The organism is Cognataquiflexum rubidum (genome assembly GCF_022538115.1).
In the GTDB taxonomy this organism is placed as follows: domain Bacteria; phylum Bacteroidota; class Bacteroidia; order Cytophagales; family Cyclobacteriaceae; genus Cognataquiflexum; species Cognataquiflexum rubidum.
The window spans coordinates 140,927-162,036 of the sequence record NZ_JAKZAL010000003.1 but is presented as its reverse complement, the minus strand read 5'-3'; the positions used below and the strand labels follow the sequence as shown (position 1 = coordinate 162,036).

General features: G+C 41.9%; 15 protein-coding genes. 4 read left to right on the top strand and 11 right to left on the bottom strand.

All coding sequences use genetic code 11. The annotated features are described in order from the left end of the window. Window positions 1-90: 90 nt before the first annotated feature. The 3 genes from MMU05_RS04830 to MMU05_RS04820 are packed head-to-tail and all read right to left on the bottom strand — an operon-like array spanning window position 91 to window position 2,408. Window positions 91-675, bottom strand: coding sequence for a sugar O-acetyltransferase (locus MMU05_RS04830; RefSeq protein ID WP_241140544.1), 585 nt, complete (start codon window positions 673-675; stop codon window positions 91-93). Further along, window positions 672-1,418, bottom strand: coding sequence for a copper homeostasis protein CutC (locus tag MMU05_RS04825; protein WP_241140543.1), 747 nt, complete (start codon window positions 1,416-1,418; stop codon window positions 672-674). The genes MMU05_RS04830 and MMU05_RS04825 overlap by 4 nt, the downstream gene beginning before the upstream one ends. A gap of 3 nt (window positions 1,419-1,421) precedes the next feature. Further along, the gene (locus tag MMU05_RS04820) at window positions 1,422-2,408 is read right to left on the bottom strand and encodes an isoaspartyl peptidase/L-asparaginase family protein (protein ID WP_241140542.1); all 987 of its coding nucleotides are present in this window, start codon (window positions 2,406-2,408) and stop codon (window positions 1,422-1,424) included. Between the two features lie 433 nt (window positions 2,409-2,841). Between MMU05_RS04820 and MMU05_RS04815 the strand changes: the two genes are divergently transcribed. Further along, a complete protein-coding gene (locus MMU05_RS04815; RefSeq protein WP_241140541.1) occupies window positions 2,842-3,603 on the top strand; it encodes a creatininase family protein in 762 nt (253 codons plus the stop codon). Between the two features lie 1,127 nt (window positions 3,604-4,730). Here MMU05_RS04815 and MMU05_RS04810 read toward each other — a convergent pair. The 4 genes from MMU05_RS04810 to MMU05_RS04795 all read right to left on the bottom strand — a co-directional run bounded on the left by MMU05_RS04810 (window position 4,731) and on the right by MMU05_RS04795 (window position 15,740). Further along, window positions 4,731-8,252, bottom strand: coding sequence for a CRTAC1 family protein (locus tag MMU05_RS04810; protein WP_241140540.1), 3,522 nt, complete (start codon window positions 8,250-8,252; stop codon window positions 4,731-4,733). A gap of 159 nt (window positions 8,253-8,411) precedes the next feature. Further along, a complete protein-coding gene (locus MMU05_RS04805; RefSeq protein ID WP_241140539.1) occupies window positions 8,412-10,163 on the bottom strand; it encodes a RagB/SusD family nutrient uptake outer membrane protein in 1,752 nt (583 codons plus the stop codon). Between the two features lie 59 nt (window positions 10,164-10,222). Continuing rightward, window positions 10,223-13,477 (bottom strand): SusC/RagA family TonB-linked outer membrane protein, encoded by a 3,255-nt coding sequence (locus MMU05_RS04800; RefSeq protein ID WP_241140538.1) that lies wholly within the window; start codon window positions 13,475-13,477, stop codon window positions 10,223-10,225. A 475-nt stretch (window positions 13,478-13,952) separates the two neighbouring features. Continuing rightward, entirely contained in the window at window positions 13,953-15,740 is a 1,788-nt protein-coding gene (locus MMU05_RS04795; protein ID WP_241140537.1) for a TPR end-of-group domain-containing protein, read from the bottom strand. 67 nt (window positions 15,741-15,807) lie between these two features. Here MMU05_RS04795 and MMU05_RS04790 point away from each other — a divergent pair, with 67 nt between their 5' ends. After that, on the top strand, window positions 15,808-16,026 hold the full coding sequence (locus MMU05_RS04790) for a PspC family transcriptional regulator (RefSeq protein ID WP_241140536.1): 219 nt from the start codon (window positions 15,808-15,810) through the stop codon (window positions 16,024-16,026). On the opposite strand, the gene MMU05_RS04785 is transcribed toward MMU05_RS04790, so the two are convergent. Together MMU05_RS04785 and MMU05_RS04780 are read right to left on the bottom strand one after the other, a co-directional pair. Then, window positions 16,023-17,027, bottom strand: a complete 1,005-nt coding sequence (locus MMU05_RS04785; RefSeq protein ID WP_241140535.1) for a glycosyltransferase family 2 protein — start codon at window positions 17,025-17,027, stop codon at window positions 16,023-16,025. The genes MMU05_RS04790 and MMU05_RS04785 overlap by 4 nt on opposite strands. Beyond that, window positions 17,027-17,359, bottom strand: coding sequence for a YbaB/EbfC family nucleoid-associated protein (locus tag MMU05_RS04780; protein ID WP_241140534.1), 333 nt, complete (start codon window positions 17,357-17,359; stop codon window positions 17,027-17,029). Before MMU05_RS04780 ends, MMU05_RS04785 begins: the two co-directional genes overlap by 1 nt. A 190-nt stretch (window positions 17,360-17,549) precedes the next feature. Here MMU05_RS04780 and MMU05_RS04775 point away from each other — a divergent pair, with 190 nt between their 5' ends. Further along, on the top strand, window positions 17,550-17,831 hold the full coding sequence (locus tag MMU05_RS04775; RefSeq protein ID WP_241140533.1) for a hypothetical protein: 282 nt from the start codon (window positions 17,550-17,552) through the stop codon (window positions 17,829-17,831). 129 nt (window positions 17,832-17,960) lie between these two features. Here MMU05_RS04775 and hisS read toward each other — a convergent pair whose 3' ends face one another. Together hisS and MMU05_RS04765 are read right to left on the bottom strand one after the other, a co-directional pair. Next, window positions 17,961-19,334: a histidine--tRNA ligase gene (gene hisS / locus MMU05_RS04770; protein ID WP_241140532.1), complete on the bottom strand. Its 1,374-nt coding sequence runs from the start codon at window positions 19,332-19,334 to the stop codon at window positions 17,961-17,963. A gap of 507 nt (window positions 19,335-19,841) precedes the next feature. Further along, on the bottom strand, window positions 19,842-20,345 hold the full coding sequence (locus MMU05_RS04765; protein WP_241140531.1) for a metallophosphoesterase family protein: 504 nt from the start codon (window positions 20,343-20,345) through the stop codon (window positions 19,842-19,844). A gap of 248 nt (window positions 20,346-20,593) precedes the next feature. Between MMU05_RS04765 and MMU05_RS04760 the strand changes: the two genes are divergently transcribed. After that, window positions 20,594-21,019, top strand: coding sequence for a rhodanese-like domain-containing protein (locus tag MMU05_RS04760; protein WP_241140530.1), 426 nt, complete (start codon window positions 20,594-20,596; stop codon window positions 21,017-21,019). Window positions 21,020-21,110 lie beyond the last annotated feature (91 nt).

The window sequence follows — 21,110 nt, the reverse complement described above, 5'->3', positions numbered from 1 at the left end:
CAAATTCAATATATTATTTTAAATTATATAATATTAAAAAAACAATATTAAAATATAATCAAAAATGAAAAAACATTATACTTTCACTCATTATCTCTCCAAATCACGTACCAACCGTGCAGGACTGCCCATTGCGAGCTTTTTGTTAGGAATATCTTTGGTGACCAAAGAACCAGCCGCCACTGTCACATTGTTTCCGATGGTGATGCCCGGAAGAATTACGGTATTACCACCAATCCAACAATTGTCTCCTATCCTTACGGGAAGTGCTTTGGTTTTGTAGGGGGCCTGATTGGATTCGGGGTTTGGGTTAATCCTGTCTGAGGCAGAAATCGGATGAGTCGCCGTATAAATCTGTACATTGGGTCCAATCAGCACATTTTTCCCGATGTCAATCCTATTGCAATCCAAAAAAACAGCATTGGCATTGATAAAGGTATTTTCACCGATTGTAATATTCTTGCCATAATCACAGTAGAAAGGAGCTTCTATCCACACACCTTTACCTACTTTCCCCAAAAGCTTCTGAAGAATCCGGGATTTTTCCTCTCCATTCCGGGAAGATTCATCGCTCCATTGCTTTAACAACTCTTTGGCTTGGTGGTACATTTCGAGCAATTCCGGATCCCGGGAATTATAGAATTCGCCTGCAAGGAGTTTTTCTCTTTCTGTCATTGGGCTGCAATTTCTTTTCTAAACAGACTGACCATATTCTGATCCACAGTCAACACCTGTTTGAATGCCAAAGGGTCAGAGGAAAGGGAGACGGAAGGATGAAAGTAACTGCTTTGGGTAGGCCTATAGCTTTTGCAGGAGGCGTGGATTTCGCGAAGGTGCCCGTTTCGGTTCAATTGCGAGACATGTTCAGGTTTGGAACCTCCGCCCGGCATGATAATGATATCGTCTTTGGCCATTTCCAACAACTCCAAAATGGTCTCCAAACCTTGGGTTACGTCATTTTCTCCCCCGGAAGTCAATATTCTTTGGAAACCCAAGTCAATGATCGTACTCAAAGCTTTTTTCTTGTCCGCGGCAATATCAAAAGCCCTGTGGAAAGTACAGGGCAGTTCCCCGGCGACATTGATCAGGTATTTGCAGGCTTCTCTGTCGACGTGTCCGTTCTGATCCAATACCCCAAAAACAAATCCATCAGCTCCTAGATTTTTGAGAATGGCGATGTCTTTTTTCATGACATAAAGCTCCTCGGAAGAATAGACAAAATCTCCCCCTCTCGGTCTCAGCATGACAAAAATCGGGATATCTACTTTTTCTTTGAGAAATGCGAGCATGCCGGCACTTGGAGTCTCGCCACCTTCCCCAAAATCAGAACAAAGTTCCAGCCTGTTTATTCCATATTCCGCTGCTTTCAAAGCTGCCTCCACTGTAAAAACAGGAGCTTCCAACAAGATCTTTTCCATCGCTTAGAATTTACTTTTTGAATCAATCAAAAGACCACCCCCGCTGTGGTGCCTGGCAAAATTGAATCCGGGATGGACAGCATAGGAACCGTATTCACCGTCTTTGTTGATGGCAAGAAATCCTGCCTGTATGTCTTTGATATTGGCGGAGTTTTTGGCTATCAGTCTTCTCACCGCTTCCTCACAGGCTTCTTGGGGTGTTCTGCCCTGACGCATAAGCTCCACAATCAGGAAGCTGCCGCAGATCCGGATGATGGTTTCACCAAGTCCTGTGGCTGTGGCAGCACCCACTTCATCGTCCACATAAAGCCCTGCTCCGATGATCGGGCTGTCTCCTACCCTGCCGTGCATTTTGAATGCCAAGCCACTGGTAGTACAAGAACCTGCCAATTTTCCGTCAGGACCTAAGGCAATCATGCCAATGGTATCATGGTTTTCGATGTTGATGATGGGCTTGTACTTGGATTCCTTTTTCCATTCCTGGTACATTTCTTCTGCTTTTGGACTGAGGGTCTCGGATTCCATCGGGAATCCTTTTGAGATCGCAAACTGTCTCGCACCTTCACCGGCCAACATCACATGGGGAGTTTCTTCCATGACCATTCTCGCCAGAGAAATGGGATGCTTCACCTGTCTGACAAAAGCCACGGATCCGCAGCTTCCGTCTCCTTTCATAATGGAGGCATCCAAAGTGGGGATCCCTTCCCGGTCAGGAAGTCCCTGCAGTCCAACTGATAAGTTGTCCATGTCCAATTCGGTCACTTTCACCCCTTCTTCCACTGCTTCAACAAGATTACCGGATTTCTCCAAAACCTCCCAAGCTCGGTCATTAGCCGGCATACCATGGTTCCAGGTGGAGAGGATAAGCGGTTTGAATTTTTCTCCAGTAGATTCCTTTACAGGATTGGCACATGCTTGGATAATTCCGCCGGGCAAAAGTAATGAGGTCGAAACAAGGGTTTTCTTTATGAATGATCTTCTATTGGACATGGTGGTTTGGTTTGTGCAAAAAACATTAAATTGATTGAAGATTAAAGATTCAAAAAAATTCGGATAAATATATTTGGGATCGTTGAAATTTTTGGGGAAGTTGGGGGTGATCTAATGGTTGTAATGATTCTAGTCGTTGTAATTGTTGTCATGGTTGTCTGCTTCGCATTGGTGGGTAGTTACCTGGTTATTTGGTTAATTGATTAATGGTTAACTGATTCCAGATTTTAAACTGAGCCTGAAAGCAAATGCAAAGTGCGATTCCAGAGTTTCTTGGCTCTAGATTCTCATTTCTTGACACGTGAACTTAAAATTCAATACTCAAACCAACCAACTGATGATTGAGACTGCCTTCTGCGACTCCAGAGTCTCGTTTCTCGGCTCTTGAATCTCGCTTCTGAATACTTTAATTTTGCTACTTGATACTAAAAAAATGAGACCTTATATCCTTGCTGAAAACAACTGGAAAAACCTAGAACACCAACGCTTTGAATTGGCCATCCTGCCTTGGGGAGCCACAGAAGCGCATAATTACCATATGCCTTATGGGACGGATATTTTTGAGGCGGAGTCCATTGCCGCCGGTGCGGGAAAATTTGCATGGGAAAAAGGTGCCAAAGCAATTGTGTTGCCTGCTTTGCCTTTTGGGGTAAATACCGGTCAAAGCGACATTTACCTAGACATTAACATGAATCCCAGTACCCAAATGGCCATATTAAAGGATATCCTGACCGTATTGAACAGACAGGGGGTGAAGAAATTTTTGATCCTTAACAGTCACGGCGGCAATGATTTTAAGACCATGCTGCGTGAACTTGGACTCCAATTTCCTGAGATGTTGCTCGTCACCTGCAATTGGTATCAGGCCTTGGATAAGAGTCTGTATTTTGAGGAAGCGGGAGACCATGCCGACGAGATGGAAACAAGTCTGATCATGTACCTGCATCCAAGATTGGTGTTGCCATTGGAAGAAGCCGGAGAAGGCAAAGAGAAAAAATCCGTCATCCCCGGCATCAGGGAAAAGTGGGCTTGGGCCGAAAGGAAATGGTCTGAAGTCACCGAGGACACCGGTATCGGCAATCCCAAAAAATCCACTGCTGAAAAAGGGGAAAGGTATTTCCACGATGTCTGCGCCAAAGTCGGTCAACTGATTATTGACCTATGTAGGGTGGATAAAAAGAAGCTTTATGAGTAATGTGGTTAGGTACCACTCCTACTAAGAAGACACCTAAGTTTCCATTTTGGAAATGTACAATTGTAAAAAATATCGAAATAATTATATGGTTTCTTAGAAATTGGTCAAAAGTTAACGAATGGTGGGGGAGGGTATAACGGGTCCATAGGAGAGGGTTAGGAGAAGTATAGGGGAAAGTGGGGAGAAATACCTGTTTTTGAGATTATTTATTGCATTATTTTTTATAAAATTGATTTTTTTTAAGTTTTTTAGGATTGCATTTTTTGTGGAAATCTGGGAGAGTAAGGATGAAGGGATGAAGGGAAGTCTGGAGGGAACTATTGTCTGGTCACCTGCTTTGGGTTGTCCTGTTTTCAGATTTTCCAGTTAAAAAAGTGGTAATGGTTGTGATGGTTGTTAAATTCTCAAGAACAAGAATTCAAGTCTTTTATAGGAAAAAACCCCGAAGGGGTGACATGTTTATAGAAGAAAATATGGATTAAAATCCAGATTAGGTTTTGGCTAATTTTAGGGCAAATTGATAGTATGGCTTTCCGCCAAAACAGGGAAGAGATTTTTTTAACCACAGATGAACGGGATTTTCACAGATGGAAAAATATGAATTTTTTACCACATAGGGTCATAGAGAACATAGGGTTGGATTGGTTGAAATTGTTGTAGTGGTTCTATTTGTTGTCTAGTTCTTATGTTGTCAAGAATCCAAGTTTTTGATAAGCAATTATCCGGAAAGGATGATATGTTTATAGCATGGAATTAGAAAAAAATAACGTTTGCGTTTTGGCAAATTTGATGGGCAATTGTGAGGAAGGCTTTCCGCCAAAACAGGGTTGGAGATTTTTTTAACCACAGATGAACGGGATTTTCACAGGTGGAAAAATATGAATTTTTTACCACATAGGGTCATAGAGAACATAGGGTTGGATTGGTTCTAATTGTTGTAGTGGTTCTATTTGTTGTCTAATTCTTATGTTGTCAAGAATCCAAGTTTTTGATAAGTGAAAACCCTGAAAGGGTGATATGTTTATAGCATGGAATTAGAAAAAACCCGTGTAGGTTTTGACAAATTTGATATGCAATGGGAGGGATTCGCTTTCTGCCAAAACAGAGAATGCAATGATTAATTCCAATTAAAATTCAACCTCTACCACTCCCCCTTTGTAATCAATCCCTTTCAAGCTCTTCAAATTTGAAGGCAAGGAAATAGTGCCTCCTGAATTGGAAAGAAATCCTGATCTATTGAAAATCTCTATTTTCTGGGTTTTTCCATTTTCCAATTCCAATACCAAGGTGTGGATTCCGGCGGGAACCTTGAAAGCCTTTCCCGGACTTGCCTTCAATGCTGCATTGACTTTCATTGCGCTTCTGTTTTGGGTAGAGAGGTAGATGTTTTTACCATCAGCCATGGTCAAGACCGCCATGGCTTTGGCATCTCCAGGTACTACAAATCCACTTTCCAAGCTCCTTACAGGTTCAAAGCCACCTTTCCCGTCTCCCAACAAAACCAATCCGGTCATGGCATCATACCTGCCTGAGAATACCTCATTGCCATAGTCATTGCCTATCATGAGGACATCGGGGTTTCCATCGCCGTTGATGTCATCGACCGCCAAGCCGTTGACCGGAGCAATCTGGGCCAATAGCGGCAATTCATGGATTTTGAATTTACCGTTTCCGAGGTTTTCAATGTAGCTGCTTCGGTCGTAATTCCCTTGCAGGATGGTGACGCCCTCCAATTCTTCGGCCGTAAACAAATCAGCTTCAGTAATCCTGGCGTACTCCTTATACCTTTCAAATTTCCTTCTGAAAAGGGTGCTTTGTCCATACAAGTCATCCCAATAGTGGGCAGGAACAGGGATGTATTTGTTTTCATTGTCTTTGAAATAGGTGATCGTGACAGGATCTATGCTTTTGTTATCGTCAAAGTCTTTGGCATAGATTTTCACCGGGCGGTCCATTGTCGGGTGGTAATAATTGTTTGCCCCCATATTTCCAGCGACATAGTCCATGTCCCCATCTCCGTCAAAGTCACCTGAAACAAGGCTGTTCCACCAACCCAGATGATTTTCCAAACCTGAACCCGTCATTTTCTCCAATTGGGACCCTTTGTTGAGGAAAACCGTGATGGGCATCAATTCGCCCGCTACCAACAGGTCAAGCCGGCCATCTCCATCCACATCCGTCCACAGCGCATCTGTCACCATACCGACCCTGCGCAATCCAGGCGCTACAATGTCTGTGACATCTTCCAACTTGCCTTGGTTGTTTTTCAAGATAAGGGATTGGTCGGGCAGCGGGTATTGGGCGATGGGAGTCCTTCCTCCTACAAAAAGATCCATGAATCCATCCCCATCAAAGTCTGCTGCACGGACTACGGTACCACTCGACCTAAAGGAAGGAAGGATATCTTTTTGTTCAGAAAAGTTGCCTTTGCCGTCATTGGTATATATTCTGTCTTGGTATTCGGCTGCGTCGGGCATAAACTCCGAACTGCCGGAAACGAGGTATAGGTCAAGGTCTCCGTCATTGTCGAGGTCAAAAAGCAGCATTCCCATTTCCTCAAAGGATTTTTCAAGGTCAGTTGCAAACATTTCCTTCGAAGAAAAAGTCCCATCAGGCTTCTGCAAATTTACCACAGGAGAATAACCCGAAGCACTTCCAATGACAAAGTCCTCCAATCCGTCGCCATTCACGTCCCCTACCGCCAAGCTTGGACCATATTGGGTGAGTTTGTGAGGGAGTGTTCTTTGGACATTGTAGTCGATTTTATCCATTTCCTGATGGACAAATTCTACCCCAAGTTTTGCTGAAACTTCTTCCAACATCGGGGAAACCGATTTTGGTCCAAAAGGAAAAGGCAATAGGGTAGGTTGTGAAGCAGCATTGGCATGTTTCAGTTCAATGACCTGATTGGCATTGAGGCCATCTGTTTTTTCGTATCGTCCATCCGGCCAAAGAATTTCCAAGGAATTGACTTCATTTATTGTATCCAAGCCAAAATGAACTACGTCTTCCACCGCAGACAAGTACCCTCTGGAAAGTTGCTGTTCATGGTATTGGAATTTTCCCTCTCCAAACCTGAGAACCAGTTTTGCGCCGACTCCAAAGGGATTGGAAGCAGGGCCTTTCAATTTTATCCTGAGGTAATTGGGTTTGATCTCTTTTGTATTCAATGTATTTTCAAAAACAAAGGCCGGGTCATTGATGTTGTTGACCACATAATCAAGGTCACCATCTAGGTCCAAATCCGCAAAAACAGCTCCATTGGAAAAGGAAGGCTTGCTGAGTCCCCAATTGACTCCGACATTTTCAAAAGTCCAGTCTCCCTTATTTTGGTAGGCATAATTCGGGATTTTGATTACCGGTATAGAATCCAACAATTGCCTGACCGAAGCAACTCCACCAACATCTGCCCGGTAATTGGCAAAGTCCTTGTCCGTAATGTCCCTTGGAAAGCCGTTGGTGATCAACAAATCCCGGTTTCCATCATTGTCCATGTCCACAAATAGTGGCGACCAAGACCAATCAGTCTGGTACATTCCTGCCATAAACCCGATTTCACTGAAGGGAATATTTGGTCCATTGCCCACATGAAGCATGTTGCGTACATGTTGGTATTCATAGCCCCACTGTTCGTTGCTGATATAAGTCTGGTAGGAATTTTTGGAAATCGTGGTTTTCTTCCTGAAGTTGTTTTCACCGAGCATGTCCAAAGTGACAATATCCGGAAAGCCGTCATTGTTATAATCGGAGATATCAGAACCCATCGAGAACATGCTTTGGTGTCGGAGAAAGGTTTTGGATCGGTTGGAAAAAGTACCGTTTTGGTTATTGATATACAGGATATCATTGGTCGTGTAATCATTGCTGATGTACAGGTCAGACCATCCGTCTCCATTCAAGTCTGCAACGGCTAGCCCCAGCCCAAATCCCTCGATGGTAATACCTGCTTCTATGGTCACATCTGTGAAAGAACCATTTCCGTTGTTTCGGTAAAGCCGGTCATTGTTGATGGCCGAACCATCGGTGATTTTTTCTCTGTAATTAGAAGGAATTGACTTATTCTGCTCATTGTTGAGGACATAAAGATCAAGAAGTCCATCGTTGTTGTAGTCAAAAAAGGTAGCCATCATACTGTTATCGGCCCCTGCTATGCCATATTGTGCAGCAGATTCGATGAAAGTGGGTACACCATCTTCGTTCAATCCCTGGTTTACAAAAAGCATGTTCGCTCTCTTTTCCACTTCCTTAAACATCGCCGCACACACGTAGACATCCAAGAATCCGTCCCCGTTGATGTCTACGACTGTAACTCCCGTACTCCATCTGTCCTTTGCTTCAATGCCCGCGGTGGCGCTGATGTCTTTGAATTTAAATTTGCCTTCATTCAAATAAAGTTTATTGGCTACCTGATTTCCGGTGAAGAATAAATCCGGGAGTCCATCATTGTTGAAATCCCCTGTCGCTACTCCTCCTCCGTTGAAAATATATTCATCTGTGAGGATGTTAAAGGAATCAGATTCCACAATCAGGTTGTTAAAATCTATTCCTGTCTCATTGGGAGAAAGCTGGTTGAAAAGGGTTTCCTCTTTTTTCGAACAGGAAAAAAGAAAAACCAAAATAATAACACTCAAATAGATTTCTGATTTCATTGGGCAGGCATGGGTTAGATTGCAATCGGGTCAGGGTTTGAATTTACATGATATTATCTTCTCCCAAAAAAAGAAAAGTGAAAAATGACAGCAGTATCAAAAAAAAAGAGACAGCTTTTCAGCTGCCTCTTTTTATAAAGATTATTCTAACATTATTGATTAGAATCCAGGATTCTGAGTCAAGATATCAGAACCTACCAAGTCAATTTGGTTTTGAGGCAATGGTAACAAACGATGTTTGATGTCATAAGAAGTACTTCCCATTGCAGCAGCCAATAATACGCCTTCCAATGCAAAATAAGCATCCAATTCAGCCTTGTCAGTTTTCCATCTTACCAGGTCGTAGAATCTATGACCTTCCATACCCAATTCTAACTTACGCTCAAATCTTACAGCCAAACGTGCGGTATTGGCATCTGTCCAAGCAGCATCATAGGTATTGATCACATAATTTGCAGCAGGGGTTCCGTTAGCTCTTAATAAAGGAGAATTCTTAGCTCTTGTCCTTACCAAGTTAACTTTAGCTCTTGCTGTTTCCAAACTACCGACTTCGATATCTGCTTCAGCAGACATCAATAAAACATCAGCAAAACGGATAATCATGAAATTGATACCTGTATAACCCGGAGTCCATGAAGAGTTATCTTGGAATGAACCTCTCTCAGCTCTAGTGTACACATATTTTCTAGGCGCATAAGGACCTGCATTAGGTTGGTTACGGATCCAAGCTGCGCCTGGATGATCTTGCCAATCCAAATAAGGGATACCTCTTCTTCCTGCAGTGTGGTCAAGCCTAGGGTCAAGTGGACCTGCATCCGGAGTAAATGGAGCAGCTGAACCGATACCCATGTCATTTGCAACTCTGTTTGCAGGGGCATTGAATGACCCATCCAATAAAGGAAGACCATTGCTAGTTCTGAAAGAGTTTACAAATGTAAAGCTAGGCTGAAAGAATCCACAGCAGTTACCTGGACCATTAGGTCCGGTATTGTATGGGAAGTTCAAGTCAAACTCAGGGTTTGCATTGTTTACAGAACCTGTATTCGCTGCTGACTGATAAGCCCAAATAGACTCTTGGTGGTTGTCATTAGCTCCTCTGAACATATTGTCATAATAAGGAACCAAACCATATTTCAAGCCATTGCTTGTTACACCATTTGCGATCACATCGTCAAACAAAGCCTTTGCAGCTTGATAATCAGCAGCAGCGCCGGTTTGATTTGCTTTGTAAAGGATGATTTTACCCAAATAAGCTTTAGCTGCCCAAGAGTTAACTCTTCCTACTTGAGGTTGGGTTGCAGGGAGGTTATCTGCCGCAAATCTCATTTCAGCCTCAATGTATGGAAGCATTTCTTGGTCATTCTTGATTTCTTCCAAGCCTTTTTTGTAATCAGCATCTTTAGGGATGATAGGCACTTTGTTGAAGTTTCTCCAAAGTTGGAAGTAAAAATGTGCTTTTAGGAATCTCGCCTGCGCTTCAACAATTTTAGCGTAGGAATCAGAAACATCAGCACCTTTTACGTCCAATAACCTCAATACCTGGTTTGCTCTCGCAATACCTTCAAAGTTACCATTCCAATTTTCTTCAAGAATAGAAACGGTAGGATCCGTCTCAAATCTCTGGATAGGGTTGATGGTAGAAAAGTCACCCGGGTCAGTGCCTTTATTGGCATCCCCGCCTCTGATACTTCCCCAAACCCAGTTGGAAGGAGAAGCTAATCTTTGAAATCGGCCATTGACTTGAGAATAGACAGAGATTAGGACTGCATCTATTCCGGCAAGTGAACTTAACTGCGCTTCACTTAACTGACCCACCGGAGGAACTTCCAGAAAGGAATCGTCACAACTTGTAGCAAACAGCATCATTCCCGCTGTCAGCATTGCCGCGAATTGAAATTTTATGTTTTTCATAATTTAAATTGATTTATGAATTTTTTTTACAATAACAGTTTGTTAAACAGATTGTTTGATTAGAAAGCAAGATTCAAACCCATGGTATATCCTCTTGTTACAGGATAGTTACCCACATCTATACCAAAGGCAGTATCCACATTACCACCTACCATTGGATCCAATCCATCATAGCCTGTTAAGGTTAACAGGTTATTACCTGATGCAAATACTCTTAATCTTTCTATCTTCCATCTCTGAAGGATCTCGTTTGGAAGCGTGTAACCTATGGTTAGGTTTTGCAATCTCAAATAAGAACCATCAGCTACGTAATAAGAGTTAGCAACGTTAGAAGTACTGAAGTTTGCGGTTTTCTCAACAACCGGTACTGTGGCACCAAGGTTATTTGGAGTCCAAGCATCGTTCAACCTGGTCGAGATAGCAGCACCTTCGAAAGTCTGGAAGAAGTCGGTAAACCATCTCCATTGTGCCCAGATTTTGTTGCCTGCTGTTCCGTAGAAATAAGCAGCCATGTCAAAGTTTTTGTATCCGATGATGAAGTTAAAGCCTCCGGAGAATTTAGGAACAGGGCTTCCCAAGAAAGTTCTGTCATCAGGAGTAATAGCACCGTCTCCGTTGATATCTTGGAATTTAAATCTTCCAGGAGCAGCACCCGGCTGGGTGGCATGGCTATTTACATCTTCTTGATTACGGAACAAACCTTCTACCTGATAGCCGAAGAAAGAGGAAAGTGGTTGACCCACTGCATTTCTGATCGGTTCAATACCCCTGAAACTTGGGTTGCCAGAAGTAATGAAATTCAATCCCGGTGCTAAGAACACAATCTCATTTTTCAACAAACCACCATTTACTTGGAATTCGTATCTCCAGTCCTTGTTGAAGTTACCTCTGGTAGAGACCATGATGTCCACACCTCTGTTCATCATTTCGCCTATGTTGACTGAAGGGGCAGCAGCATTGAAACCTGCTGTGGAAGGAACCGGAACTGTAAATAATAGATCCCTGGTGTCCTTTTGCCAAAAGTCAACGATCACATCCAATTTACCACCAAAAGCAGTACCGTCGAAACCGATGTTTTTGGTTACAGAAGTTTCCCATTTCCCATCAGGGTTACCCAATCTTTGTCTTCTGAATCCAATGATTGCTGAACTGTTGGTACCGCTGATATCATAAGAAGAAGCACCTACGTTACCGCCGAACAAGCTGAACTGGTTATCAGGGTTTACGTTGTTGGAGTTACCCATCTGACCCCAACCACCTCGGATTTTCAAATCATCCAACCAAGTGGCAGAAGCCATGAAGCTTTCAGCAGAGATTCTCCAAGCTGCAGAGAATGCAGGGAAAACACCGTATCTATTATTCTCACCAAATCTAGATGAACCATCTCTTCGTACAACGGCGTCAACAATATATTTGTCATTGAATGTGTACCTCGCTGTAGCAAACAGGGAATAGAAATTCACGCCTTTGAACTGACCGGAGTTAACTTGTCTTGTAGGAACAGGCAAGTTAGAAATGTTCACAAAGTTAGGATCTTCAGAGAAAGGATTTTGACCCAAACCTGAAATGTTTCTTCCTGCACCCGTATTCAAGGCTTCCTGACCTAACAATGCCCTAACTGCATGCTGACCCCATTTTTTGGTGTAAGTCAAGGTGTTGGTAAATGTCCAACGCATAACATATCCCGAAAACTCATTGTATCCAAAAGCGGAATTGTTTTCTGAGTTCTCATACTGCAATCTGCTGAAACCTACTCCGTAGAAGTTGTCATACTGACCACCGATGGAAGTTCTGAATGTCAGATCCTGAATTGGATCAACTTCCAAATACACGTTACCGAAAGCATTGGCATTGAAGTTTCTGTTATCTTCCAAACCTTCTCTGTTTGCTACAGGGTTTCTTGGGTTGTTGAATCCTCTTGCTGCAGTACCTGCATAGCCACCGAATTCATCCCTGACAGGGATAATTGATGGCATCCTGAATGCCTGAAGGATATCATTTTCATCACCTGATACACCCTGACCATTATTACCACCTGTCTGTCCAAGAACAGAACGGTAAGTAGCCTGGAAGTTTTGACCGATTCTTACTTTTGATCCAAGGTTATGCTCAGAATTCGCTCTTAAAGTTATCCTTCTGAAGTCGTTTCCGGTCAAGATACCTGCCTGCTCCTGAATACCCAAGCCCATAAAGAACCTGCTTGTACCATTTCCTCCTGAGAAGCCCAAAGAGTGCCTTGTGATAGGAGCTCTTCTTGTTACAGCTTCATACCAATCAGTACCCTCGCCGGTAGCTGCTCTCACCAATTGGTGCACAGGACCTTTTCTTGGGTCAATATTGTAAAGTGCTCTCTGCTCATCCAATTGCGCTTGGCTCAATGGACCTGCAACACCTGCAGCGCCGCCGACATTGATGTAATAAGGCATAACCGGTGAAGAACCTGTGCCGAACTGAGGGTGTCCATAATTTGGGGCTCTTCCGTCAATTCTAGCCTGATTGGTTTCAGCCAACCAAGTTAAATCAGCGAAATCCTGTGGATTAGCCATACTCAAACCTGCTCCCGGATCTGTAAAACCATACATACCGTCATAGGTAAATCTTAATTTTTGAGATTTCTTGTTGCCACCTTTGGTAGTGTAAATGATTACACCGTTGGCTGCCCTTGCACCATAGATAGAAGCCGCAGCTGCATCTTTCAATACAGTAGTGGACTCGATATCGTCAGGGTTAAGAAAGTCAGTGCTTTCCACAGGTACTCCATCTACAACGTATAAAGGGTTGTTACCTCCAAATGCACCGAAACCACGCACCCTAACCTGAGAAGCAGTTCCAGGCTGACCGTTAGTAACAACGGTAACACCCGCAATCCTACCTTGAAGAACCTGCTCCACGTTACCTGTAGGTATGATGGTCAAGTCTCTTGGGTTGACAGTGGATATCGCACCGGTAGTTTCTCTTCGGCTATCAATGGTATAACCGGTGATAACCAATTCGGATAATTGTCTTTCATCTGGTGCCATAGACAGGTCGATCACGGAACGGTTGCCCACTACCTGCTCGACAGCCCTGTAGCCAATAAAAGAGAAAACAAGCACACTTTCGTTGCTTGGTACATTGAGGGAGAATTTTCCGTCAATATCAGTGGCCGTACCTGTAGTGGTTCCTTTTACCAATACGGTAACGCCCGGCAATCCGTCACCGAACTCATCCAAGATGGTTCCTGTGACCGTTTTTTGTGCCAACGCCGTGGCGCTGGAAAGTACTAAGAGTAGTAGGAATACACTTAGGCTTTTGTAGAGTTTTTCCATAAACATAGATTGATTGGGTAATAATTATTAATTGATAAGATTTTAAAGTTTTTCATCAATTCAACCGATAGTGCAATCGTTTGCAAGTATCTTTAAAATAATTGCAACAGTTTTAAGGAAGTAGATTTGATTTCCGAAACTATTGCTGATTATACCTCGACAGGGATTCTGTCTTTACTTCGTGTTGGATAAGTGATCCAAAACGCCAATTTAAGGGGTGCTAAATCGATTTATTTTACTCTTCAAAAAAAAAGAATGGACTCATAGGCATCGAGATTTTGGGTTAATGTTAAGAGATGTTAATTTCTTTGGGTGCCAATATATATAAAATATATTATTTGGCAACCATTTCAGGAATTGAAGTTTTCTATTGTAAACTCCTATCACAGGAACTAATATAAATGATAAAACACAAATTCAAAAGTTTTTCTAGAAAAATGAAATTTGGTCAGTAGGCACATAATATTCTCCTTTTTACATACTATCTAAACAGGTTAATAAATTCTTGTTCATTTCTGTAATTTTTGAAATTTATATCCTTGAGTGCTTTCTCTTTTAGGAATTCACTTCTTTCCACCGCTTTGCCAAGGTTCTCCATTAATGCTTCTTTATCCCCGTTTGCAGCAGCCACAAGGGCGATTCCATAAAAACCATAACCTGTTTCTCTATCTGCCTGAACAGCAGCTTCAAAGTTTTCTGAAGCCGCCAAATAATCCTCTGATAAAAAATAGGCAAGCCCTTTGTTGAAAAAATTACTTTCGTTTTCCATGGTTCTATTAAACCTGATGGTGGCAAGTTTATAATCTCCGTTGAGGATGTCCAATGCCCCACGTAGGCCTTCATTGTAGTTTAGAAACTCATTGGTCTCTTCCTTTTCCAATGCCGAGGCCTCAGAAATAGCTATGTATGCCTCAAAATAATCTTCCCTCAACAAATACGCTCTGCCTAAATTATGTAAGGTTATCGAGCTTGCTTTTATTTTGTTGGCTTGGGTCAAATTGGAAATGGCGTCGGTGATTAAAATATTTCTTTTGCGTACATCCAATTCCCTTTGTGCCATATTTAAGTATACCACCCCAAGATTGTTAAATGCATGTTCACTGGGATAGAGTTCTGCGAGTTTCTTATAAATAGCTTCCTTTTCATCTAATTTCAGGGCATTCTGAGCGGCATAGGTCAGATGCTCCTCGCCAAAACCCTCCAAAGGCTTTTGGTCTTTGAGAAGGGCAAAAACTCCGGCTGATATTTCCACATCATTAAGACGGGTGTTTTCAAGTTCAAAAGAAACTTTGGCTGACCTCAACATTGGAAATAAATCCCTTGAAATATTCCTGTAGCCCGGTAGTTTTTGCAGTGAAGCCAATTGTGAGGCGAAGCTGTTTCCATTCAATAATATGGTATAAACCTCTTCTTTTTGTTCCTGTGTGATCCCTTCATAATCTGTCAATAACTGTCTGAGGTCAAACCAATCCCCTGACCGGTACATCGATTCAACAGGTGTGTTCCTCAAGGAACGGTTGGCTTTCAATCTTTCGGAGATAAAATCGCTTCTCTTTTTTGCTAAGCCTATGATATTGTCTTTTGATTCCGGAGAGGACAATCCGGTAACCACCACCTTATTGATTTTCATCCCCGGTTCTCCCTTTATCAAGTAATCCGTGAAAGAGACTTGGAAAACAGGATTTTGTTTTTGCCCACTCCCCATTTCAAAAGGAATATAAAAGTCCCGGGTTTCGGTTTGATTCATATCCTGAAAAATTTTGGTCATATAAATCCCGATATCGGGTATCGGTTGGTCTGAAAGGACCTGACCATACCGTGTCAATAGAGGCGTAATCTCCAAACCCGTTGCTATTACTTTATTTGGAGCCTGAAAGACTCCCTTTTTCCTTTCGACAACTCCTTTGATGACCAATTCTCCTTGTTCCATCCCAGGCAAATAGGGAAATACAATGGTCTCCGCCACTTTGGCCTCCACGAGGTTTTTGGTGTAGGCCCCGTCAAAGGGAATGATTTCACCCAATCTCAAGGAACCTTCACCATAGATGTATTCGGGATAGAGGTAAATTTTTGAATCTTGGTTCAATAATGAAAGAGGAATCGCTCCCTGAACAGTAACACGAACAGAATCTCTATGTAATTGCAATACTTCCGGCTTGGCCACGATTCCATCCATAAGGGTGTCGTACCTCCCTATCTTTGGACTGCAGGAACCTAAAATATGGATTAGCAAAAAAAAGGCTGCTGATTTTATCAGATTATTAAACATTTGGCATTCAATTAGATTAATGATTTTAAATTAGTACTTTTATCCCGCTAACCAAAACCAACTATATATGAACGAGATTAAGCTTTTTTTTCAAGATAGGGCTTTTGGCGTTTGTTACAAGCTCGGGGAACGTTTCCATTTCCCCATAGATAGCATCAGGTTATTCTTCATTTACAGTTCTTTTGTCACCTTAGGATCTCCGGTCATCTTATATGTAAGTCTTGCCATGATGATGAAAATCAGAAAGTATCTCCGCAAGATGAACAATCCTGTCCTTTTTGACTAAAGTTCGCTAAAATTCTTCTTTCCTCTTATATAGTAATCCCAAAGGATCGATCTTCGGAACATCCCTTTTTCCTTAAATGGCATGTATTCAGCGGAAGTGATGTCAGGAAATTTTGATTTCATTTTATGAAATTCAATGTGTCCTCTGAATACAGCCTTTGCATCTTCAAAGCTACCCCTGACCAAAAATACTGATGCGGCCAAAAAATCCAACCCAAGTCTAATCAAATAAATCAAAGCAAAGCGCGAAGGCCTTTCATTATTATGGAGCATCAATAGGTTGTTTCTGAAATTAAGGAATGTTTTCCATGGGCTTGTCCTGTCAAGTGTCCCGCCACCGACATGCCAAACTTTTGAAGTTCCCAAATAATGGATGGAATATCCCATTTTCCTGATTCTCCAACACAGGTCAATCTCCTCCATGTGGGCAAAAAATCTTTCATCAAATCCACCGGCAGTATGGAAAATCTGTGATCGGATGGCCATACATGCCCCGGAAGCCCAATGCACCTTGACAATATCATCGTATTGGTTGCTGTCTTTTTCTATGGTATTGAAAATCCTTCCCCTGCAATATGGATACCCAAGGCTATCCAAAAATCCACCACCCGCACCGGCATAATCAAAAAATCCGGGATGGGGAAACGACAGGATTTTTGGCTGAACCGCTGCTGCCTCTCTGTTTTCATCCAAAAACCGGATCAATTTTACATCCCAATCCTGTTCGACCTGAACATCAGAATTGAGCAAAATATAATTCTCAAAATCTCCTTTCAGGATTTCCAAGGCGCGGTTATATCCTCCGGTAAACCCAAAATTTGATTCTAGCTGAATCAGACGGATTTGGGGAAATTCTCTTTGAAGAAAATCTACAGATTGATCAGCGCTTCCATTATCAGCGATAATAATCGGAAATGCAGAAAACCCGATAACAGAGGGTAGAAATCTGCGGAGCATCTCTACTCCATTGTAATTCAATATGACTATAGCGGCAAGTTGCATCAAAACATACTTCCAAGATCCATTCCCGGAATATTGGGCATCATGCCATCGGTAGCAGATTTGAGCTCTTCTTTGATCTTGATTTCTATGGCCTCAAGGGCTTTATTGGTGGCAGCCACAATCAGGTCGCTGAGCATTTCTTTATCCGAAAGGTTTACCAAAGAATCGTCCATGTCGATAGACATGACTTTCCTGTTTCCATTTACAGTCACTTTTACCAATCCTGCCCCGGATTCTCCCTCTGCGGTAAGGTGGACCAATTTGGCCTGGGCATCTTTGATTTTTGCCTGGGCTTCCTTTACCTTATTCATGATACTCATAAAATCAAACATAGAATTTGTTTTTTTAGGTTGCAAATATAAAAGAAATCAGGCCATTTGGGTGCATGAAAGCTATGAGCAGCATGTACAAAATTTAATTCTTTTAATCTTAACGATTAACAAATTAAATGAACAGCTTGAAACATTTTGGAAGAATTGATCGATTGATAGTCTGTATATTCACATTATTATTCTTATTCCTATGAAAACAATCGAGAAAATAGAAAAAGAAAAAATAAGCGAACTCCGGTTCTCCGGTAAGGAGGTTCTAGAGGATGACATGGCGAGAAGGCGAAGGACTTTTGATCTCATGCGGGCGCAGGCTATAGGAAATCTTCTCCGCAGCAAATCAACAATTGTTTTTGAAGATGCTGTGGGAAATACCTATCAGGTCAGCACGACCGTTTGGGCGGTCGGAGACAGATTTATTTCATTGAAATGCAATACCCATATCCCTATCAATTCTATCCTGGAAGTGAATTAGGGGTTTGGGTTATTTGGTTATTGGTTATTTGGTTGTTGGTTATTGGTTATTGGTTATTTGGTTATTGGTTGTGGGGTTATTGGTTATTTGGTTATTGGTTATTTGGTTGTTGGTTATTTGGTTGTTGGGTTAACTGTTGATGAGGATTTCGATGGCTCTATCTATACTGATAGTCTCCTGTGTGCCGGAATTTAGGTTTTTAAGGCTGATGTTTCCCTGTTGGATTTCGTTATCCCCCAAAATGATGACAAAAGGAATCTGCTTTTTGTCCGCATAGGTCAGTTGCTTTTTGATTTTCCCGATTTCGGGAAACAATTCTGAAGAAACACCAGCTGACCTTAATTTTTGAAGGATTTGAAGCCCGTATTCAAATCCTTTTTCGTCAAAATGGGTAATCAGCACTTTGGTTTTATCCAAATTGCTTTCAGGAAAAATCCCAAGCTCATCCATTACATCATATAGCCTGTCCACTCCAAAAGAGAATCCCACACCTGATACACCTTCCAAACCAAAAACCCCGGTAAGGTTGTCGTACCTTCCTCCTCCACTTACCGATCCGATAGTGACATGATTAACTTTGACTTCGAATATGGCGCCTGTATAATAAGTCAGGCCTCTAGCCAACACCACGTCGAAATCTACATGGGCTTCGGATTCTCCGTATTTATGCAACAAATCCAAAACTTCTTCGAGTTCGGCGATTCCCTTTAATCCGGTTTCGGAGGAACTCAAAAAATCCTTTAGAAAATTGAGTTTGTCTGCATTGTTTTGTTTGAGACTGATAATCGGCTCCAATTTGGAAATGGAATCTTGCCCAAAATTCCTTTGTGCCAACTCCTCCTGTACTTTTTCCCAACCTATTTTATCCAATTTATCGATGGCGACGCACAATTCTCCTTCTCTCCCTTTTTCACCGATCACTTCAGAGATTCCGGTCAGGATTTTTCGGTTGTTGACTTTGATATCATAATCTGTGATACCAAGTTTCCCAAATACCCGCTTGATCATCAACAGGATTTCAAGCTCACATACCAAACTGTCCGTGCCTACCACATCGGCATCACATTGGTAAAACTCTCTGTATCTCCCTCTTTGTGGCCGATCCGCTCTCCAAACAGGCTGGATCTGAAAACGCTTGAATGGAAAAGAAATGTCATTTCTTTTCATCACCACGTACCGTGCAAAAGGAACCGTCAAGTCATACCGGAGGCCTTTTTCAGCTACTTTCGGCAATACTTGGGAACTTCCGGACAGGAGGTCTTCCGCATTGACATCTTTGATGAAATCTCCACTGTTCAATATTTTAAAAAGCAACTGATCTCCCTCATCGCCATATTTTCCTGTCAGCGTACTGAGGTTTTCCATGGCGGGAGTTTCGATCTGCTGAAAACCAAAAAGCCTGAATGTATCTTTGATTGTATCTAAAATGAAATTTCTCCTTGCCATTTGGAGCGGACCGAAATCACGGGTTCCTTTTGGCAAACTTGGTTTTTGGACAGCCATCTTTTACATTAATTTTGACCAAAGTTAAGCAAAATCAAATTTTTATCTTAATTTTGCGCTTCATTTGCGTTCACATAAAGAATAAGACGATGGGAGTTACTGCTTTAAAAAGAAAATTGAAAAGAAAGAGACTTAAGCAAAATACAAGAGTGATTAAGATCAAACAGTTGAGTGCCAAGCCGGTAATCAAAAATGTTGACATCGAAGAATTGAAAAAGAACTTCGCTTAATCCTATTTTACTTTTCTTTCACAAGAAATAAAAAAGGCAACGATGGACTCGTTGCCTTTTTTTATTGGATGGTTATTGGTTAAAGGGTTATTTGGTTATTGGTTATTTGGTTAATGGTTATTTGGTTAATGGTTATTGGTTATTTGGTTAAAGGGTTAATTGTTTAAATCTGATAAATGGAATGTACTCTTAACATGAATGTTTTTTTATTTGAACCTTTCTTCATGAAATAAGACAAGTTTTCTGCAATACAGTTAAACAAATAACCAATAAACCTTTAACCCCGTCCTCTTTTCCCCAATTCCACCACCCTGAGGTTTTGAATCTTGCCGTTTTCAATCTCAAAAAGCAACATTGTCCTCACAATATGAAAACCTGACTGACCAACAGCCCCGGGATTCATGTAAAGGCAATTCAGGTTTCTGTCAAATTCCACCTTACAGACATGGGAATGCCCGCAAACAAACAGGTGCACACCGTGCTGTCGGATGAGGTTTTTGACTCCTTTAGCATATTGAGGAGGTTTTCCTCCGATATGAATCATTCCTACTTTGAGGCCGTCAACTTCAAACCATAATTCTTCAGGATATCCGCTTCTTGCCTCTTGGTCATCAATATTTCCGGTGATGATTCTCAATACCTTATCCCGCGGAAGGATATTCAAAATAGACAGGTCACCGATATCCCCGGCATGCCATATTTCATCGACATCCGCCAAATGGCCGGTCACAATCTCGTCCAGGTAACCATGGGAATCGGAAATAAGGCCGATTTTCTTCATTTTGGAATATTTAAATTTTTTAATCAGTAAATTCGTTGCTAAAGAAATAAAGAAATATGATTATCCCTATTTTGACACAGGCTTATGTTCAAGATCAATGCTACGGATAATTAGACCAAAGTCGACAGTCCACACTTGTCCGCCGAGGCGGAGCCAATCAATTGTAGACCTTCCGAGTTCTATAATGGCTAGGGGCAAGATAGCGCACATACCTAAAGAAATCCTAAAAAATCAAACACCAAAAATTCATGAACAATAAAACCACTTGGGTAAAATCAGTTTGGACGCTGATGGTCCTGACCCTTTTCCTTGCTTTACCGAAAGTATCCCATGCTCAGGAAGGAGCTCCTAAACTCAGCCCTGCTGAATTTGACATCAAAGGCCACAAAGGTAAAAAGGCAGTGATATTGGATATCCGAACCCCGGAAGAAATCGCAGAGGGGCATATCGAAGGGGCAACTTTCATCAATTGGACAGGAGGTAACTTTGAGGAAGAAGTCGGCAAACTCAACAAAAAGAAAACCTATTATGTCTATTGCAGGTCTGCAAAGAGAACCATTCCAGCTACAGAGAAAATGAAAGAACTTGGGTTCACAAAGATATACATGCTCGAAGGCGGTTTGAATAATTGGGTAGAATCCGGCAAGCCTGTCACCAAGCCTGAAAAACAATAATCCAAGAGCCGATTCCTTACCAAAAAACCATTCTTAAAATATAGGTCCTCAAACCAAAGGTTGTTTTGGATTTGAGGGATTACTTCCTATT

Excerpts from the sequence above, each read along its gene's own strand:
- MMU05_RS04780 (WP_241140534.1), bottom strand. The coding sequence starts at position 17,359 with ATGTTTGATTTTATGAGTATCATGAATAAGGTAAAGGAAGCCCAGGCA.
- MMU05_RS04810 (WP_241140540.1), bottom strand. The coding sequence starts at position 8,252 with ATGAAATCAGAAATCTATTTGAGTGTTATTATTTTGGTTTTTCTTTTT.
- hisS (WP_241140532.1), bottom strand. The coding sequence starts at position 19,334 with ATGGCTGTCCAAAAACCAAGTTTGCCAAAAGGAACCCGTGATTTCGGT.
- MMU05_RS04760 (WP_241140530.1), top strand. The coding sequence starts at position 20,594 with ATGAACAATAAAACCACTTGGGTAAAATCAGTTTGGACGCTGATGGTC.
- MMU05_RS04775 (WP_241140533.1), top strand. The coding sequence starts at position 17,550 with ATGAAAACAATCGAGAAAATAGAAAAAGAAAAAATAAGCGAACTCCGG.
- MMU05_RS04765 (WP_241140531.1), bottom strand. The coding sequence starts at position 20,345 with ATGAAGAAAATCGGCCTTATTTCCGATTCCCATGGTTACCTGGACGAG.
- MMU05_RS04785 (WP_241140535.1), bottom strand. The coding sequence starts at position 17,027 with ATGCAACTTGCCGCTATAGTCATATTGAATTACAATGGAGTAGAGATG.
- MMU05_RS04805 (WP_241140539.1), bottom strand. The coding sequence starts at position 10,163 with ATGAAAAACATAAAATTTCAATTCGCGGCAATGCTGACAGCGGGAATG.
- MMU05_RS04820 (WP_241140542.1), bottom strand. The coding sequence starts at position 2,408 with ATGTCCAATAGAAGATCATTCATAAAGAAAACCCTTGTTTCGACCTCA.
- MMU05_RS04825 (WP_241140543.1), bottom strand. The coding sequence starts at position 1,418 with ATGGAAAAGATCTTGTTGGAAGCTCCTGTTTTTACAGTGGAGGCAGCT.
- MMU05_RS04795 (WP_241140537.1), bottom strand. The coding sequence starts at position 15,740 with ATGTTTAATAATCTGATAAAATCAGCAGCCTTTTTTTTGCTAATCCAT.
- MMU05_RS04830 (WP_241140544.1), bottom strand. The coding sequence starts at position 675 with ATGACAGAAAGAGAAAAACTCCTTGCAGGCGAATTCTATAATTCCCGG.
- MMU05_RS04790 (WP_241140536.1), top strand. The coding sequence starts at position 15,808 with ATGAACGAGATTAAGCTTTTTTTTCAAGATAGGGCTTTTGGCGTTTGT.
- MMU05_RS04815 (WP_241140541.1), top strand. The coding sequence starts at position 2,842 with ATGAGACCTTATATCCTTGCTGAAAACAACTGGAAAAACCTAGAACAC.
- MMU05_RS04800 (WP_241140538.1), bottom strand. The coding sequence starts at position 13,477 with ATGTTTATGGAAAAACTCTACAAAAGCCTAAGTGTATTCCTACTACTC.